Raw genomic sequence first — 16071 nt, 5'->3', positions numbered from 1 at the left:
TGTACATGTTCCGGCAAAGACTTGAGGTCGCGAGCGAATCTATTTGTTCGCTGAAGAACTCTCTTATGCAATAAAATCGTCGAACGAATGTATTTCGTTCATCTTTTTGTTTCGAATGTCGTCATCGGCTTCATGAAGTCCAATTAAGAATTCTTCACGATATAATTTTTTGGGTGGAATTGTTGATTCAAGGAACTCTTGAATAGTTTTATAAGCATCGATAAGTTTTGTTAATTGTTCTTCGGAGATATTTATTGTTTCAGTGGTCATAGGTATTCCTTTCAAGTAGCACACTGCAAAGTAAGAAGTCTTGCGGACATAAACAAACATCGAAGTTATGTTTTGTGATGTATCTGTAGGATATTTTTTTACAAGCTTGTGATGAATCTAATTGAACCATTTATGGTGAGTTATATCGAAGCATTGCAAGCTGGATCGTTTATTGAGACAAAGAAATTAGTTTTGCTGAAGTGAAATGAAAAAAGATGACATCTTTAATTCAATGAAGTGAATACTTCAACTTATTTGTAATTATAATTAGAACCGAAGTCCTTAGAAATCAATTTTTTTTAATCCCACGATTAAGCGTGAAGTTTTTATAATCAAAAAAGAATACACTCAAAGCTCCAAATTTCTGTAGATATCTTTACGGTGAGCAATCCGCTTGAGGTAAACCGCTTTGTCATCGTATGAGAAAATAATTCTATAATCTTTTACTACAACGACTCGATAATTGCCTTTAGGAGCAGCCATAGCCCGAACATTTAATTCAACGTGAAAGACGTCTTCGCAAAAATTCATTGCATCGACAGAAGTTTTATAAAATCTTTACCAAAATTTTCAATATCCAATCTTCAATCTTCAATCTGCAATCTTTAATCTGCAATCTGCGACCTGCAATCTGTGACCTGCAATCTGCGATTTACGATCTCCCATCTTCAATCACCAATTCCAATTCTCAATTGAATCTCTAAGCCCATCTTTCTATATTTGTACAAAATTTTTGAAAATTTCTTACAGAATTGAAACGATTTGAAGTTCTACGATAAAACTATTCTCGATAACTGTATAAAAGTCCTCACAGAAAAGAACACTCATGTAAAATCTTTTTCACTTGGAATTTGGATTGATGTCGGTTCACGTGATGAAAACATGGTTAACAACGGGATCAGCCATTTTATTGAACATTGTGTTTTTAAGGGAACTCAAAGACGAACTGCGCGGCAGATTGCTCTCAGTCTCGAAGCTTATGGCGGTTATTTAAATGCATTTACAACAAAAGAACATACTTGTTTTTATGCCCGTGCTCTGAGTGCTCAAGTTCCAAAAGCTTTTGATGTACTTTCTGATTTGATCACTTCCGCAACATTTAAACAAAAGGAAATCGAAAAAGAGAAACAAGTCGTCATAGAAGAGCTTGTGACTTACGAAGACACTCCAGAAGAACATATTCCTGAACTCCTAGATACTGAATTATACTCACCTCATCCACTTGGTTATCCGGTTATTGGCACCAAAAAGAATCTAGAAAACTTTACTCAAAAACACTTACAAAATTTTATTGAAGAGAAGTACATTCCTTCAAGAATGATCATCTCAGCGGTTGGTGATATAGAGCACGAGAAAATTGTTAGCCTGGCGAATAATTATTTTAGTTCGTCAAAAAATAGACTCAATGATTTTTCAAGATCGAAACCAAGATTGAATAATCGTTCAAAATCATTACGAATGGAAAAGGACATAAACCAAGTTCACATCTGTCTTGGCAGAAAAACGTTTGGTGTGAAGAATAGCAATCGAACCAATCTTGCAGCGCTCAATACTATACTCGGTGGGGGAACAAGCAGCAGACTTTTTCTTAATATTAGAGAAAAATATGGATTCGCATACAATGTTTATTCGTTTTTAAGCAGTTATTATGACTCGTCGACATTCGGAGTTTACATTTGCACTTCACCAAGAAATCGTGACCGTTCTATTGACTTGATATGGAATGAATTAAATAAGTTGAAAAATAATCCAATCAGCAAATCAGAATTGAAAAAAGTCAAAGAACACATCAAGGGAACTATATCGCTCGGATTGGAAAGCACATCATCGAAAATGATTCATCTGGCAACATCTGAGTTATATTTTAATCGTGTGAAGTCAATCGATGAGATTTTTGCAGAAGTTGATTCTATAACTTCTGAAGGGATTCAGAACTTGGCTAAAGAATTATTCGATAGAAGTTCATTTACAACTGTTACAATCGAACCGAAGAACAGCGTTACAATGAACTAAGAGGTGAGGAACAAATGGAAATCGCTAAAGAAATAAAGAGAGAAACAAAAGTGCCGCAGATCTCCGAACGTGCGAAATCAATGCAGGCTTCTCCACTGAGAAAACTTGCGGCAATCGCAGATGCGAGGAAAAAGCAGGGAGTGAAAATCTATTTTTTGAATATTGGTCAGCCTGATCTTCCAACCGATCCGGAAGTTTTCAATGAAATTCAAAAACGTCAGCAGCGTACTATTGCTTACGCACCATCAAACGGGATTGCTGAAACTTTGACTGCATGGAAAACATATTTCAAACATTATGGAATTGAATTTGAAGAAAGCGAAATGATCGTAACTGCAGGTGGTTCGGAAGCGATTATTTTCGCAATGTGTTCGATATGCGATGCGAATGATGAAATTATTGTCTTCGAGCCGTTTTATACTAATTATAATGGATTCGCAACTTTATCAGACGTAAAATTGAGTGCTGTTCCGCTGAGCATTGAAAATGGCTTTCATCTCCCGTCTAAAGAAATTATTGAAAAATACATCACGCCAAAAACTAAAGGAATACTTTTAAACAATCCTTCAAATCCAACTGGTGCAATTTACTCAAGAATGGAGCTTGAAGGTGTTGTCGAACTTGTAAAAAAACATAATTTATTTCTGCTGTGCGATGAAGTCTACCGCGAATTTGCTTACGACAGCGAATTTATAAGCGTGATGGATTTCCCGGAAGTCTCTCAACAGACAATTTTATTAGATAGTTGTTCTAAACGTTTTAACGTTTGCGGTGCAAGAATCGGTGTGATTGCAAGTCATAATAAAGATGTTATCCAAAGTGCATTTAAATTTGGAATGGCAAGGCTTTGTGTGGCAACTATCGAACAGCTTGCAGTAATTCCGTTGTTAAATTCACCGGAAAAATTTACCAAACCGATAGTAGATGAATTTAGAAAAAGAAGAGATGTCGTTCACGAATGTTTGAAGGATATTCCGGGTGTTACTTTCTACAAACCCGAAGGAGCTTTTTATATCGTAATTGGACTGCCAGTAAAAGACTCAGAACATTTTTCGAAATGGCTGATTGAAGAATTTGAATATGAGAACGAAACGATATTATTAGCCCCGGCCCAAGGTTTTTACGCCACGCCTGACAAAGGAATGAATGAAGTCCGTTTAGCGTTTATGTTGAATGTGGATGAAATGAAAAGATGTTTGAATATCTTGAAGATTGCTTTAGAGATTTATAAAGAGAAATTTGGTTCATAATTTGTTGTTTGAATTATAGGAATAAGAATGCCGACTTTAACAATAAATAATAAACAATACGAATTTACCCCCGGCGAAACTGTCATCGAAGTTGCCGAAAGGAACGGAATAAATATTCCGCATTACTGCTGGCATCCGAGATTATCAGTATCAGGGAATTGCAGAATGTGCTTAGTTGAAATTGAGAAAATTCCAAAACTTGCAATTGCATGTTCGACTACTTGTATGGACGGAATGATAGTTCATGTCGATTCCGAAAAAGCGGTCTTTGGACGCGAACATGTCATGGAATTTTTGCTGATCAATCATCCACTCGATTGCCCAATTTGTGACGAAGCAGGTGAATGCAAACTGCAAGATTATGCATATCATCACGGAACCGGTGAAAGCAGATTCATCGAAGAAAAAAATCACAAGCCAAAAAGAGTAAAGCTCGGTCCATATGTAATGTTCGATGCAGAAAGGTGCATTTCGTGCTCACGTTGTATCCGATTCTCAAAAGAAATTGCGAAGGAAGATCAACTCACGTTTGTGCAAAGAGGAGATCGCGTTACAATCGAAACTTTTCCGGGTAAAGATTTTGATAATCCATATTCGTTGAATGTGGTGGATATTTGTCCCGTAGGTGCATTGACGAATATCGATTTTAGATTTAAAGCACGGGTTTGGGATATGTCATCAACTCTAAGCATCTGTCCCGGCTGCTCGCGCGGATGCAGCATCGATGTTTGGACCCGCAACAATGAAATTCTACGGCTCACACCACGATTTAATGAAGAAGTAAACGATTATTGGATGTGCGACAACGGCAGAATCAATTCTTTCAAACATGTTAATGCAGGATCGAGGATCGACGGACCCAGAATTCGAAAAAGCGGTGAACTAACTTCCGTCGGATGGGATGAAGCCATTAGCAAATCTGTTTCAGAGTTGAAACGATTCAAACCGTCTGAAATAGCTGTAATTGGTTCTTCCTTTGGAACAGTGGAAGATAACTATGCCTTGCTTAAATTCGCAAAAAATGTTCTTCGTACAAAAAATTTAGATTTGGTTGAACATATTCATCCGGGAGATGAAGATGAAATCTTAATTCGTGAAGACAAAACTCCGAACTCGCTTGGTGCAAAACTCGCCGGTGTCGTTCCTCAAAAAGATGGGATGAACTTCTCGCAAATCATTGAGGGAATTAAAAACAAATCGATCCGCTGCTTAATCTCCATGGAAGAAGATTTCGTTGCACTCTCTTCTGAGAATGTTACTTTAACTGAAAACTTAGATCTGTTTATTATACTTGCTTCGAATTTTAATGAGTCGACCAAATATGCTCACATTGTTTTTCCGGCAGCAGCGTTCGCTGAAAAGAATGGTGTGTTCGTGAATTTCGAAGGTCAAGCACAGCGGATTCGTCCTGCCGTTATGACTGTCGAAATGGATCGAAGCTTGGAAGGAATGAATCTAAGCCGATTGGATAAGTTCGGTACAGAATTCGACCGATGGGGAAAATCAAAAAAGATGAATGCATTTTCTTCATGGAAGATAATCACAAAGCTCGCGAATGCTTTAGGGGTAAAATTCAATTTCGAAACTTCTGAAGACGTATTCATTGAGTTGTGTGAAGTCAATAAAGAATTTAAAGATCTAGATTACGATAAGCTCGGAAGCAATGGCGTAAAATTAAAAAGCTACAAAAAAATTCAAGAAAAAATTCCGGTGTGATAAATGGAAATTTTGATCGCTCTTGGTAAAATTATTATTGCAATTGGAGCAATATTATTTACAGTAACCTACTTGGTCTATTTTGAAAGAAAGATAAGTGCATGGATACAAGACCGTGTCGGACCCAATCGTGTCGGCTGGTTTGGTTTGCTTCAAGCACCGGCCGATGTTCTGAAACTCTTTTTCAAAGAAGATATTGTTCCGCTTGCAGCAAATAAGGTCATTCATGCATTCGCACCGATCATTTCGTTAACGATTGCACTCTCGACTTATGCAGTCATTCCGATCGGACCCGAAGTCGAACTTCTTGGATATAAAGTTAAGCTTGTTGTTGCAGATGTGGATGCTGGAATTTTATTCATTCTCGCTTTCACATCGATCGGAGTTTATGGTTTGACTCTCAGTGGATGGTCGTCGAATAATAAATATTCTCTGCTCGGCGGATTGCGTTCCGCTGCACAAATGATCAGCTATGAATTATCGATGGGAATTTCGGTTGTTGGAGTTTTAATGCTCGCAGGTTCACTCAGCATTTCAAACATAGTTGAGTATCAATACGGATGGATGTGGATGGCAGTTCTCCAACCGATTGGATTTATTACTTTTGTAGTTTCAGCATTTGCAGAAACCAATCGTCTTCCGTTCGATCTTCCTGAGGCAGAACCTGAACTTGTCGGAGGTTATCATACAGAATACAGCAGCTTGAAGTTCGCAATGTTCTTTCTGGCGGAGTATGCAAACATGATAGTCGCGAGTGCATTGATTGTCTCATTATATCTCGGCGGCTGGCAGTTTCCGTACGCTCAGGAATTCGGATTAAGTTCAGGCTTAACCGTATTGCTACAAGTGTTTTCTTTTATTGCAAAAGTTCTGTGCGTTCTTTTTGTTTTTATTTGGGTGAGATGGAGTATCCCAAGATTTCGTTACGATCAATTGATGAACCTCGGCTGGAAAGTTATGCTTCCGCTGTCGCTGGTAAACTTAATTTGGGTTGCATTCTTAATTTATGTTTTTAAGATTTAATCAGAGGATATCGAATGGCTGTTGTAAAGAAAAGACTTAAAGATTTAACTCTGCTTGAAAAACTTTACATTCCGGAAATTGTAAAAGGAATGCTGTTGACACTGAAGCATCTTGTCAGTCCGAAATTCACCCGTCAATATCCGGAAGTAAAATATGTGCAGCCGGAATCCTACCGCGGCAGACCTGTTCTAGTTGAAGATGGTGGAAAAGAAAGATGCGTTGCCTGTAGTTTATGTTCGCGTGTTTGTCCTGCACTTGCAATTGATGTTCAAGCCGCTGAGACAATTGATGAAAAGGAACGATATCCCGAACGGTTCGAAATAAATATGCTTAGATGCATCTTCTGTGGATTCTGTGAAGAAGTCTGCCCAGAAGAAGCTATTGTAATGAGCAAAGATTACGAACTCACCTTCTTAAATTATAAAGATGCCATTTACGGTAAAGATAAACTTCTTACTCCGGTCGAAAAACTTAAAGACCGAATTGAGTTTTTAAGAAAGTATAGATAATCTAATAGTTATATTTTTTTGCTCAAACTTTTCTCTGTGCGCTTTGTGGTACTCTGTGTAACTCTGTGGTGATTTTTTTTTCTTTCACAAGGGGTCACAATGATCAAACTCGGTTAAAAATTTAAAATTGCATTCAATATTGTAAAATCACTTACCATTAATTAACTTAGCCAAAAAAGTTAAAGAGCATGTTCGCCAAAGTTTTTTGTGCAGCGACATACGGCATAGACGCATTCATCATCGAAGTTGAAACTCACATCGAGAATCAAGTTCCGTCGTTCACAATTGTTGGTCTGCCTGACAGTGCAGTAAAAGAAAGCCGTGAAAGAGTTTTTGCCTCGATAAAAAATTCTGAATACACATTTCCGAGTAAAAAAATAACGATAAATCTTGCACCTGCTGATATCAAAAAAGAGGGCAGCTCATTTGATCTTCCAATTGCATTAAGCATTCTCCAATGCAATGGTTCTATTGAACTTCAAAATCTTGATAAGTACTTAATTCTCGGTGAACTTTCACTCGATGGATTTTTGCGTCCAATACGCGGTGTTCTTCCGATTTGCATCCGAGCAAGAAAAGAAGGATTCAAAGGAATTATTCTCCCGGAGAAAAACGCACTCGAAGCTTCTATTGTCGATGGACTTGATGTTTACTCAGTGAGTGGGCTCGGCGAATGCATTAATCTGTTGAACAATATTGAATCTGCTGCTCCGCTGCGAACAGATGTAAATGAAGTTTTCAAACACGCTTTGGATTACTCGTTCGACTTTTCTGAAGTCAAAGGGCAGGAGAATGTGAAACGTGCCTTAGAAGTTGCTGCAGCCGGCTCACATAATATTTTAATGATTGGTCCGCCTGGTTCAGGAAAAACTATGCTCGCGCGAAGACTTCCATCAATTTTACCAACTCTAACTTTTGAAGAAGCATTGGAGACAACAAAAATCCACTCAGTTGCCGGCTTACTTCAATTTGATAGTCCGCTTGTAACAAACCGTCCATTCAGAAGTCCGCATCATACAACCTCGGACGTTGCTCTAATTGGCGGAGGAACTATCCCGCGTCCAGGTGAAGTTTCGTATTCACATAATGGAGTTTTATTTTTGGATGAGCTTCCTGAGTTTAAAAAAAATGTTCTCGAAGTTTTGCGTCAGCCGCTTGAAGATCGAAGAGTAACAATAAGCAGATCAAAAATGACTCTGGAGTTTCCCTCGAACTTCATGCTCGTCACTGCAATGAATCCATGTCCGTGCGGTTTTTTTACAGATCCAACAAAAGAGTGTACTTGTACTCCGCAGCAAATTCAAAAATATCTTTCAAGAATATCCGGACCGCTTTTAGATAGAATTGATATTCATATCGAAGTACATGCGGTTAAGTTTAAGGAGCTAATGTCATCAAGTTCCGCAGAATCGTCAAAAGAAATTCGAGATCGAGTAACAACTGCAAGGATGGTGCAACTGAAAAGATTTAGTGAGGTCGAAGGAATTTATTCTAATTCTGGAATGACGAATAAGCTTGTAAAAAAGTTTTGCTCGATAGATTCAGCGGGTGAAGAGCTGCTAAAAACCGCCATCACAAAACTCGGTCTTTCTGCCAGGGCGTATGATAGAATTCTTAAGGTTTCTCGGACTATTGCTGATCTTGAGGGTAACGAAAAAATCTTACCTCAACATCTAAGCGAAGCAATTCAATACCGCAGCTTGGATAGAAATAGCTGGTTTTCTCAATAAAAAATCATACCATAATAAATAATTTCCCTATAATAATTTTTTTCCTTTCTTATGGACTAAACATTATTGCATTTGACACTTTTTTTTAATAAACTTGTAAGCTCAAAATTGGATTTTTACGGGTAGACGCCGGAGTTGGAGAGCCGGGGCGGACTGTAAATCCGTTGGCAAATGCCTTTGGGGGTTCGAATCCCTCGCTACCCACAACATATTAACTAAATATTCAACTTATCTCTAAAATACAATCTAATAATGTGAGATAAGTTGTTCTTTAAATTTTGTAATGCACATGCTGCGGGAGTAACTCAGTTGGCTAGAGTCACAGCCTTCCAAGCTGTTGGTCGCGGGTTCGAGTCCCGTCTCCCGCTCGAAGAGAGATTGTGAATTCTAAAAAGTCTTCGCTTCAAAGAAATCAAATCACTCGCTCAATCAACAAGCTTGCGTAGCTCAGTTGGTAGAGCACTTCCTTGGTAAGGAAGAGGTCACCGGTTCAATCCCGGTCGCAAGCTCAACAAAGAAAAAATAGAAGACGATGAGAGATATAATAACATTAGAATGTACAGAGTGTAAGAGAAGAAATTACACAACAACTAAAAACAAAAAGTTGCACTCCGGCAGAGTTGAATTTAAAAAGTTTTGTAAGTGGTGTAACAAACATACAACTCATAAAGAGACCAAATAAGTTCTACGTCAGTAGCTCAATTGGCTAGAGCAGCGGTCTCCAAAACCGCAGGTTGGGGGTTCGAGTCCCTCCTGACGTGCACAAACAGGTATTTATATGAAAGAAAAAATAATAAACTTCTTTTCCGATGTCGTTAAAGAAATGAAAAAAGTCACTTGGCCTACAAAAGACGAACTAAGAGAGTCGACAGTTATTGTTATTGTCACTTGTGTTATTCTGGCAGCGTTTGTTTATGCCATTGATATGATATTAAGTAATCTAATTAAGGGATTGTTCTAGGCAATGACTCATAAGTGGTATGTAGTTAGAACTTATTCTGGACATGAGAAACGTGTGAAGACTGCTCTCGAAAACGAAATCGAATATCAGAGTTTGCAGGATTACATTAAACAGGTTCTGATCCCTACAGAAAAAGTATTTGAAGTAAAAGACGGAAAGAAGAAAAGTAAGAGCAAAAGTTTTTTCCCAGGATATGTTTTGATAGAAGCGATCCTGGATAAAAAAATAATAGATATTATTCTTAGTGTCCCATCGGTAATGGGATTTTTAGGCAATCGAAATAATCCGCAGACTCTTCATGCTGATGAAATCAAACGAATTTTCGGAAAAATTACAGAAGAAGCTACGGGTGAAAGATTAGAGAATCCATTCCGTCTTGGTGATGCAATTAAAATTATTGATGGACCATTTAATAATTTCAATGGTGTCGTTCAAGAAGTAAATAACGAAAAAATGAAACTGAAAGTAATGGTTAGCATCTTCGGGAGGAAAACTCCTGTGGAGCTTGACTTCATTCAAGCTGAGTTAGAAAAATAATTAGAGAGAATTTTTTATGGCAAAGAAAGTAACTGGTTTTATTAAGCTTCAAATTCCTGCAGGTCAAGCAAATCCTTCACCACCTGTTGGACCGGCATTAGGTCAAAAAGGTGTGAATATAATGGAGTTTTGCAAGCAGTTTAACGCAAAGACTTCAGACAAAGCTGGTTTAATCATTCCAGTTGTGATTACAGTTTATTCGGATAAATCATTTACATTTATTACTAAAACCCCGCCTGCTTCTATTTTATTATTGAAAGCAGCAAAGCTTGAAAAGGGTTCACCAGAACCAAATAGAAATAAAGTCGCAAAAGTTACAAAAGATCAAGTTAGAGAAATTGCCACATTGAAAATGCCTGACTTAAATGCAAACGACGTTGATCATGCAATGAGTATGGTCGAAGGGACTGCAAGAAGCATGGGAATTTTAGTTGAAGGCTAATCATATTTATAAAGGTTGATTATGAAAGTAAGCAAAAGATCAAAAGAAAATTTTAAGAAAGTTGATTCAAAAAAAGATTATAAAATTAATGAAGCAATCGATTTAGTCAAGGGACTTTCTAATTGTAAGTTTGATGAATCAGTTGATGTAGCAGTGAGACTTGGTGTTGATCCACGACATTCTGATCAAATGGTTCGTGGAACTGTTGTTTTACCGCATGGCACCGGAAAAAAAGTAAGAGTTTTAGTACTAACTAAAGGTGCGAAAGAAGAAGAAGCAAAAGAAGCAGGTGCCGATCATGTCGGATTTGATGAAATGATCAAGAAAATACAAGAAGGATGGTTTGATTTCGATATCGTGATCGCAACTCCAGATGTTATGTCTGAAGTTGGTAAACTTGGAAAGATTCTTGGAACACGCGGTTTAATGCCGAATCCAAAGAGCGGAACTGTAACCAACGATATTAGTAAAGTTGTAAAAGAAGTCAAAGCCGGAAAAATTCAATTCCGTGTAGATAAAGCCGGAATTGTACATGCTTCAATTGGAAAATCTTCTTTTGATGAAACCAAGCTGCAAGAAAATTTGAAAGCTTTCTTAAGCATGATTGTTAAATTGAAACCTTCCTCTGCGAAGGGTCAATATGTCAAGAGCGTTTATATGTCAAGTACGATGAGTCCAGGTGTGCGGATTGATCGCAATGAAGTTGCTGCGCTCTAATAAATAAGAATTTACGCACTCATAAATAGCTTCTATATTTAGATAACAAGTGTAAAGTTCAGACAGGAAATACTATGAACAAAACAGAAAAGGCGGAAATAATCTCAAATTTTGCCGAGAAGTTTCAAAATACTTCGGCTTTGTATTTGATTGATTATACCGGAATTACTGTCGAAGAAGTTAGCGAACTTCGAAGAGAATTCCGCAAATCAAAAGTTGAATACAAAGTCATCAAGAATACTCTCGCGAAACGAGCGATTGATGAAGCCAATAAATTTGACAAGCTTAAAGATTATTTTGTAGGGATGACAAGTGTTGCTATTAGCTCTGATGATCCTGTCGCACCAGCAAAAATAATCAAAAAGTACAAAGATAAATTTAACAAGCTTGATCTTAAAGCATGCTACATCGAGAGCAGTTTTTACGATGGATCTAAGCTTAATGAAATTGCATCACTTCAAACAAAACCAGAAATTATTGCTGGAATTTTAGGAAGTCTGCAATCACCAATCAGTGGAATTGTTGGATCAATCAATGCAGTTATGCGCGATCTAGTTGGTGTTTTAGATGCAATTGCAAATAAAAAAGAATCAAATTAAAAATTTTATTTTAGGAGATTAAAATGTCAGAAAAAATTGCCGGATTAGTTGAACAGATTAAAGGCTTAACATTAATTGAAGCAGCAGAATTGAAGAAGGCATTAGAAGATGAGTTCGGTGTGACAGCAGCAGCTCCGGTTGTTATGGCAGCAGGCCCAGCAGGTGGCGCGGCAGCTCCAGCGCAAGAGGAAAAAACTGAATTCACAGTTATGTTAACCAGTGCAGGTGCACAAAAAATTAATGTTATTAAAGTAGTTAGATCACATACTGGATTAGGTTTAAAGGAAGCTAAAGACTTAGTTGACGGTGCACCAAAACCTGTTAAAGAAGCTATCAGCAAAGATGAAGCTGAAAAAATAAAGAAAGAGATTGAAGAAGCTGGCGGTTCAGTCGAGCTTAAGTAATCTTTTTGCTTATAATTTTTTTACTAAAACGGGAAGTGATGAGTTGAAAAATCGACTCATCATTTTTCCGTTTTATTGCGTTTATATGAAATACAATATTTTATCAAGTTAATGGAGAATTAAATTGTCAGAACGAATATCATTCTCGAAGATCAAACCGGTTATTGATACTCCTGATTTACTTGCGGTACAATTAAGTTCATACGAAGATTTTTTACAAGCTAACATTCCTCCAACTGGGAGAGAAAATAAAGGCTTACAGAGTGTTTTTCTTGCGAACTTTCCTATTTACGATACCCGCGAGAATTTCAAATTAGATTTTGTTGAATACTATCTTGAGAAACCAAGATTCACTATCACTGAATGCCAAGAACGTGGATTGACTTTTGCCTGTCCATTAAAAGCAAAACTTAGGCTGTCGATCAAGGATTTGGATTCGCAAGAATTTGCCGAGTCTATTGAACAAGGTGTGTATCTTGGAAATCTTCCTTTTATGACAGAGAAAGGAACCTTCATTATAAATGGTGCCGAGAGAACTATCGTTAGTCAGCTGCACCGTTCACCTGGAGTAGTATTCGCTGAATCACGCCATCCAAATGGTACGATGATTTACACAGCTCGAATAATTCCTTTTAGAGGTTCTTGGGTTGAATTCGCGACGGATATTCAGAATGTAATGTATGTCTATATCGACCGTCGAAAAAAGTTTCCAGCTACTACGTTATTACGCGCACTTGGATATTCCTCTGATGAACAGATACTCGAACTTTTTGAATTGGCCGACGAAGTTGATGTAGATAAGAGTGACATAAAAAAATTCATTGGTAAAAAATTAGGAAACGATTTAATCGATTTCTCAACTGGTGAAATTTTTGCTTTCAAAGATTCTGAATTTACTGAAGAAGCTCTCAAGAGAGCAAAGAAAGCAGGAATCAAAGCGATCAAATTTATTAAAGATGATCAGCCGATTGATGGGCATATCATTATTAATACTCTCGGTAAAGATATTTCAAGAAGCGAAGATGAAGCTCTTGAAGCAATTTATAAACAACTGCGTTCAACAGAAGCGCCGGATTTAGAAACAGCCCGCGGATTGATCGATAAATTGTTTTTCAATCCAAAGAGATATGATCTTGGAGAAGTTGGTCGTCACAGAATGAACACAAAGCTTGGATTGACTGTGCCAGGCGACATTACAATTCTAACAAAAGAAGATATTCATACTATTATCAAATATTTAATTGAGCTTAAAGACCAAAAACGTTCTGTCGATGATATTGATCATTTAGGAAATCGTAGAGTCAGAACTGTTGGTGAGCAATTAACTTCTCAATTTAATGTAGCATTTGCACGTCTTGCAAGAACGATCAAAGAAAGAATGAACTTACGCGAATCCGAAAACTTCACTCCTCAGGATTTAGTCAATGCAAGAACGATTTCAAGCGTGGTTAATGCGTTCTTTGGTACAAATCAATTATCACAATTCTTAGATCAAACTAATCCACTCGCCGAGTTGACTCATAAGAGAAGGTTGAGTGCTTTAGGACCAGGTGGTCTTACAAGAGAGCGGGCAGGATTCGAAGTTCGTGACGTTCACTACACTCATTATGGACGATTATGTCCAATCGAAACTCCCGAAGGTCCAAACATTGGATTAATCTCATCACTTTGCATTTACTCTAGAATAAACAGATTTGGTTTCATTGAAACTCCCTACAGAAAAGTTGCAAAGAACCAGGCAACCGACGAAGTAGAATACCTTACTGCCGAGAGAGAAGATGAAGTTACAATTGCGCAGGCAAATGCTGTACTCGATGAAAAAAGCAAATTTGTAAATGAAAGAGTGAAATCAAGATTTAAGGGAGATTTTCCTGATACTGAACCAGCAAACATTGATTATATGGATGTTGCTCCAAGTCAGATTGTAAGTCCGGCTGCTGCACTGATTCCATTTCTTGAGCATGATGATGCTAACCGTGCACTTATGGGCAGCAACATGCAGCGTCAAGCGGTTCCATTATTCTCACCAAAATCTCCGCTTGTCGGAACAGGAATGGAACATAAAGTTGCTTTAGACTCTCGTGCGATGATAGTTGCTGAAACGAGTGGTGTTGTGCTTTCGTGTGATTCAACTCACATTACTGTTGAATACGATATGACGGAAGATGAAAAATTAACTTCATTCCATGAAAAGAACATTGTTAATTATGATCTGACTAAATTCCAGCGGACAAATCAAGACACATGTTTAAACCAGAAACCAATTGTACTAGAAGGTTCAAAATTCGAGAAAGGTGCAGTATTGGCCGATGGTTTCGGTACCGAGCAAGGTGAACTTGCTTTAGGAAGAAATGTTCTAGTCGCATATATGCCTTGGAGAGGATATAATTTCGAGGATGCTATTATCGTGAATGAACGTCTCGTTGCAGATGATGTTTACACCTCAATTCATATTGAGGAGTTCGAACTCCAAGTACGAGAAACAAAACGTGGCGAAGAAGAGCTTACTCGCGAAATCCCAAATGTTAGTGAAGATGCAACAAAAGATCTAGACGAAAATGGTATCATCCGTGTCGGTGTTGAAGTAAAAGAAAATGATATATTAATCGGGAAAATTACTCCAAAGGGTGAAACGGATCCAACACCAGAAGAAAAATTATTAAAGGCGATTTTCGGTGATAAAGCTGGTGACGTAAAAGATGCATCGCTGAGAGCGAATCCTGGTATGAAAGGTGTGGTGGTTGCAACTAAATTATTCAGCAGAAAACGAAAAGATGCCGAAGGTAAAAAGGAAGAGAAGAAAGCACTCGAAAATCTTGATAAGGAACTCAAGCGAAATACTCTTGAATTAAAAGATAAATTTGCCGAGAGACTTGGTGCGATTTGCGATGGTGAAGAATCTTTAGGGATCAAGTTCAAAGATGGAAGTACAGCAATAAGAAGCGGCACGGGATTAAAACAAAGTAACTTTGAATCGCTCGGTGATGACATTCACAATTTGGACTTCGAAAGCGATTGGATGAATGGCAGAAAGAAGAATTCTCTTGTCAAGAAATTATATCAAAATTATAAAATAAAGCTTGAAGAAGTAGAAGAAATTTATAAAAGACAAAAAGCTAAGATACAAACCGGTGATGAACTACCCCCCGGAATAGTACAATTGGCCAAAGTATTTGTTGCGAAGAAAAGAAAAATCTCCGTTGGAGATAAAATGGCAGGTCGTCATGGAAATAAAGGTGTAATTGCAAAAGTTGTTCCTTCCGAAGATATGCCTTATACGCCTGAAGGACAGTCTGTAGATATAATTTTAAATCCTCTTGGCGTTCCTTCAAGAATGAACCTTGGGCAATTGTATGAATGCGCACTTGGTTTAGTTGCACAAAAACTTGGAGTGAAGTTTGCAACTCACATCTTCGACGGTGCCAAATGGGAAGATATTCAAGGATTTATGAATAAAGCGGAAGTCAATGCGAACACAACATTATATGATGGGCGTTCTGGAGAAGCTTTCGACAGGCCTGTTACCGTTGGTGTCATTTATATGATGAAACTCTCGCATTTAGTTGATGACAAACTCCATGCACGTTCAATTGGACCTTACTCGCTTATCACTCAGCAGCCACTCGGCGGAAAAGCTCAGTTTGGTGGACAGCGATTTGGTGAAATGGAAGTTTGGGCACTCGAAGCTTACGGCGCAGCAAATACACTGCAAGAAATTCTCACAGTAAAGAGTGACGATGTTATAGGTCGTGCAAAAATTTATGAAGCGATCGTAAAAGGTGAAAACCTTACTGAAGCTAGCATCCCAGAATCATTTAATGTTCTGACAAGAGAGCTTCAAGGTTTATGTTTAGAATTTAATGTTGAACATGAATAAATACTTTTTAAAAGAAAAAGAAA

The 16071-nt window shown here is 37.8% G+C and carries 15 protein-coding genes and 4 tRNA genes; 18 read left to right on the top strand and 1 reads right to left on the bottom strand.

The window, feature by feature from the left end:
- Positions 1-63 precede the first annotated feature (63 nt).
- On the bottom strand, positions 64-270 hold the full coding sequence (locus tag FJ213_04160; protein ID MBM4175351.1) for a hypothetical protein: 207 nt from the start codon (positions 268-270) through the stop codon (positions 64-66).
- A 762-nt stretch (positions 271-1032) separates the two neighbouring features.
- Between FJ213_04160 and FJ213_04155 the strand changes: the two genes are divergently transcribed.
- From FJ213_04155 to rpoB, 18 genes are all read left to right on the top strand, one after another.
- Positions 1033-2283, top strand: coding sequence for an insulinase family protein (locus FJ213_04155; GenBank protein ID MBM4175350.1), 1251 nt, complete (start codon positions 1033-1035; stop codon positions 2281-2283).
- A 14-nt stretch (positions 2284-2297) separates the two neighbouring features.
- Entirely contained in the window at positions 2298-3533 is a 1236-nt protein-coding gene (locus FJ213_04150) for a pyridoxal phosphate-dependent aminotransferase (protein ID MBM4175349.1), read from the top strand.
- 27 nt (positions 3534-3560) lie between these two features.
- A complete protein-coding gene (locus FJ213_04145; GenBank protein ID MBM4175348.1) occupies positions 3561-5249 on the top strand; it encodes a 2Fe-2S iron-sulfur cluster binding domain-containing protein in 1689 nt (562 codons plus the stop codon).
- Between the two features lie 3 nt (positions 5250-5252).
- The gene (gene nuoH / locus FJ213_04140; GenBank protein MBM4175347.1) at positions 5253-6272 is read left to right on the top strand and encodes an NADH-quinone oxidoreductase subunit NuoH; all 1020 of its coding nucleotides are present in this window, start codon (positions 5253-5255) and stop codon (positions 6270-6272) included.
- A gap of 14 nt (positions 6273-6286) precedes the next feature.
- Positions 6287-6781 (top strand): NADH-quinone oxidoreductase subunit I, encoded by a 495-nt coding sequence (locus FJ213_04135; protein MBM4175346.1) that lies wholly within the window; start codon positions 6287-6289, stop codon positions 6779-6781.
- Between the two features lie 188 nt (positions 6782-6969).
- Positions 6970-8511, top strand: a complete 1542-nt coding sequence (locus FJ213_04130; protein MBM4175345.1) for a YifB family Mg chelatase-like AAA ATPase — start codon at positions 6970-6972, stop codon at positions 8509-8511.
- 120 nt (positions 8512-8631) lie between these two features.
- Positions 8632-8718 (top strand) — tRNA-Tyr (locus FJ213_04125).
- Positions 8719-8805: 87 nt separating this feature from the next.
- A tRNA-Gly gene (locus FJ213_04120) sits at positions 8806-8882 on the top strand.
- Between the two features lie 65 nt (positions 8883-8947).
- Positions 8948-9023 (top strand) — tRNA-Thr (locus FJ213_04115).
- A 20-nt stretch (positions 9024-9043) separates the two neighbouring features.
- The gene (gene rpmG, locus FJ213_04110) at positions 9044-9193 is read left to right on the top strand and encodes a 50S ribosomal protein L33 (GenBank protein ID MBM4175344.1); all 150 of its coding nucleotides are present in this window, start codon (positions 9044-9046) and stop codon (positions 9191-9193) included.
- 5 nt (positions 9194-9198) lie between these two features.
- Positions 9199-9272, top strand: a tRNA-Trp gene (locus FJ213_04105).
- A 17-nt stretch (positions 9273-9289) separates the two neighbouring features.
- On the top strand, positions 9290-9472 hold the full coding sequence (gene secE / locus FJ213_04100; protein ID MBM4175343.1) for a preprotein translocase subunit SecE: 183 nt from the start codon (positions 9290-9292) through the stop codon (positions 9470-9472).
- Between the two features lie 3 nt (positions 9473-9475).
- Entirely contained in the window at positions 9476-10009 is a 534-nt protein-coding gene (gene nusG, locus FJ213_04095; protein ID MBM4175342.1) for a transcription termination/antitermination factor NusG, read from the top strand.
- Positions 10010-10025: 16 nt separating this feature from the next.
- Complete coding sequence (gene rplK / locus FJ213_04090; protein MBM4175341.1) at positions 10026-10451, top strand: 50S ribosomal protein L11; 426 nt, start codon at positions 10026-10028, stop codon at positions 10449-10451.
- 18 nt (positions 10452-10469) lie between these two features.
- Entirely contained in the window at positions 10470-11168 is a 699-nt protein-coding gene (locus FJ213_04085) for a 50S ribosomal protein L1 (GenBank protein MBM4175340.1), read from the top strand.
- 74 nt (positions 11169-11242) lie between these two features.
- Positions 11243-11767: a 50S ribosomal protein L10 gene (locus tag FJ213_04080; protein MBM4175339.1), complete on the top strand. Its 525-nt coding sequence runs from the start codon at positions 11243-11245 to the stop codon at positions 11765-11767.
- A gap of 23 nt (positions 11768-11790) precedes the next feature.
- The gene (locus tag FJ213_04075) at positions 11791-12171 is read left to right on the top strand and encodes a 50S ribosomal protein L7/L12 (protein MBM4175338.1); all 381 of its coding nucleotides are present in this window, start codon (positions 11791-11793) and stop codon (positions 12169-12171) included.
- A gap of 118 nt (positions 12172-12289) precedes the next feature.
- Positions 12290-16048 (top strand): DNA-directed RNA polymerase subunit beta, encoded by a 3759-nt coding sequence (rpoB, locus tag FJ213_04070; GenBank protein ID MBM4175337.1) that lies wholly within the window; start codon positions 12290-12292, stop codon positions 16046-16048.
- Positions 16049-16071: the final 23 nt, after the last annotated feature.

It is taken from the genome of Ignavibacteria bacterium (assembly GCA_016873845.1).
Taxonomy (GTDB): domain Bacteria; phylum Bacteroidota; class Ignavibacteria; order Ch128b; family Ch128b; genus JAHJVF01.
This window is presented reverse-complemented; position numbering and strand designations above follow the sequence as displayed.

Excerpts from the sequence above, each read along its gene's own strand:
- FJ213_04160 (MBM4175351.1), bottom strand. The coding sequence starts at position 270 with ATGACCACTGAAACAATAAATATCTCCGAAGAACAATTAACAAAACTT.
- FJ213_04150 (MBM4175349.1), top strand. The coding sequence starts at position 2,298 with ATGGAAATCGCTAAAGAAATAAAGAGAGAAACAAAAGTGCCGCAGATC.
- FJ213_04145 (MBM4175348.1), top strand. The coding sequence starts at position 3,561 with ATGCCGACTTTAACAATAAATAATAAACAATACGAATTTACCCCCGGC.
- nuoH (MBM4175347.1), top strand. The coding sequence starts at position 5,253 with ATGGAAATTTTGATCGCTCTTGGTAAAATTATTATTGCAATTGGAGCA.
- FJ213_04135 (MBM4175346.1), top strand. The coding sequence starts at position 6,287 with ATGGCTGTTGTAAAGAAAAGACTTAAAGATTTAACTCTGCTTGAAAAA.
- FJ213_04130 (MBM4175345.1), top strand. The coding sequence starts at position 6,970 with ATGTTCGCCAAAGTTTTTTGTGCAGCGACATACGGCATAGACGCATTC.
- rpmG (MBM4175344.1), top strand. The coding sequence starts at position 9,044 with ATGAGAGATATAATAACATTAGAATGTACAGAGTGTAAGAGAAGAAAT.
- secE (MBM4175343.1), top strand. The coding sequence starts at position 9,290 with ATGAAAGAAAAAATAATAAACTTCTTTTCCGATGTCGTTAAAGAAATG.
- nusG (MBM4175342.1), top strand. The coding sequence starts at position 9,476 with ATGACTCATAAGTGGTATGTAGTTAGAACTTATTCTGGACATGAGAAA.
- rplK (MBM4175341.1), top strand. The coding sequence starts at position 10,026 with ATGGCAAAGAAAGTAACTGGTTTTATTAAGCTTCAAATTCCTGCAGGT.
- FJ213_04080 (MBM4175339.1), top strand. The coding sequence starts at position 11,243 with ATGAACAAAACAGAAAAGGCGGAAATAATCTCAAATTTTGCCGAGAAG.
- FJ213_04075 (MBM4175338.1), top strand. The coding sequence starts at position 11,791 with ATGTCAGAAAAAATTGCCGGATTAGTTGAACAGATTAAAGGCTTAACA.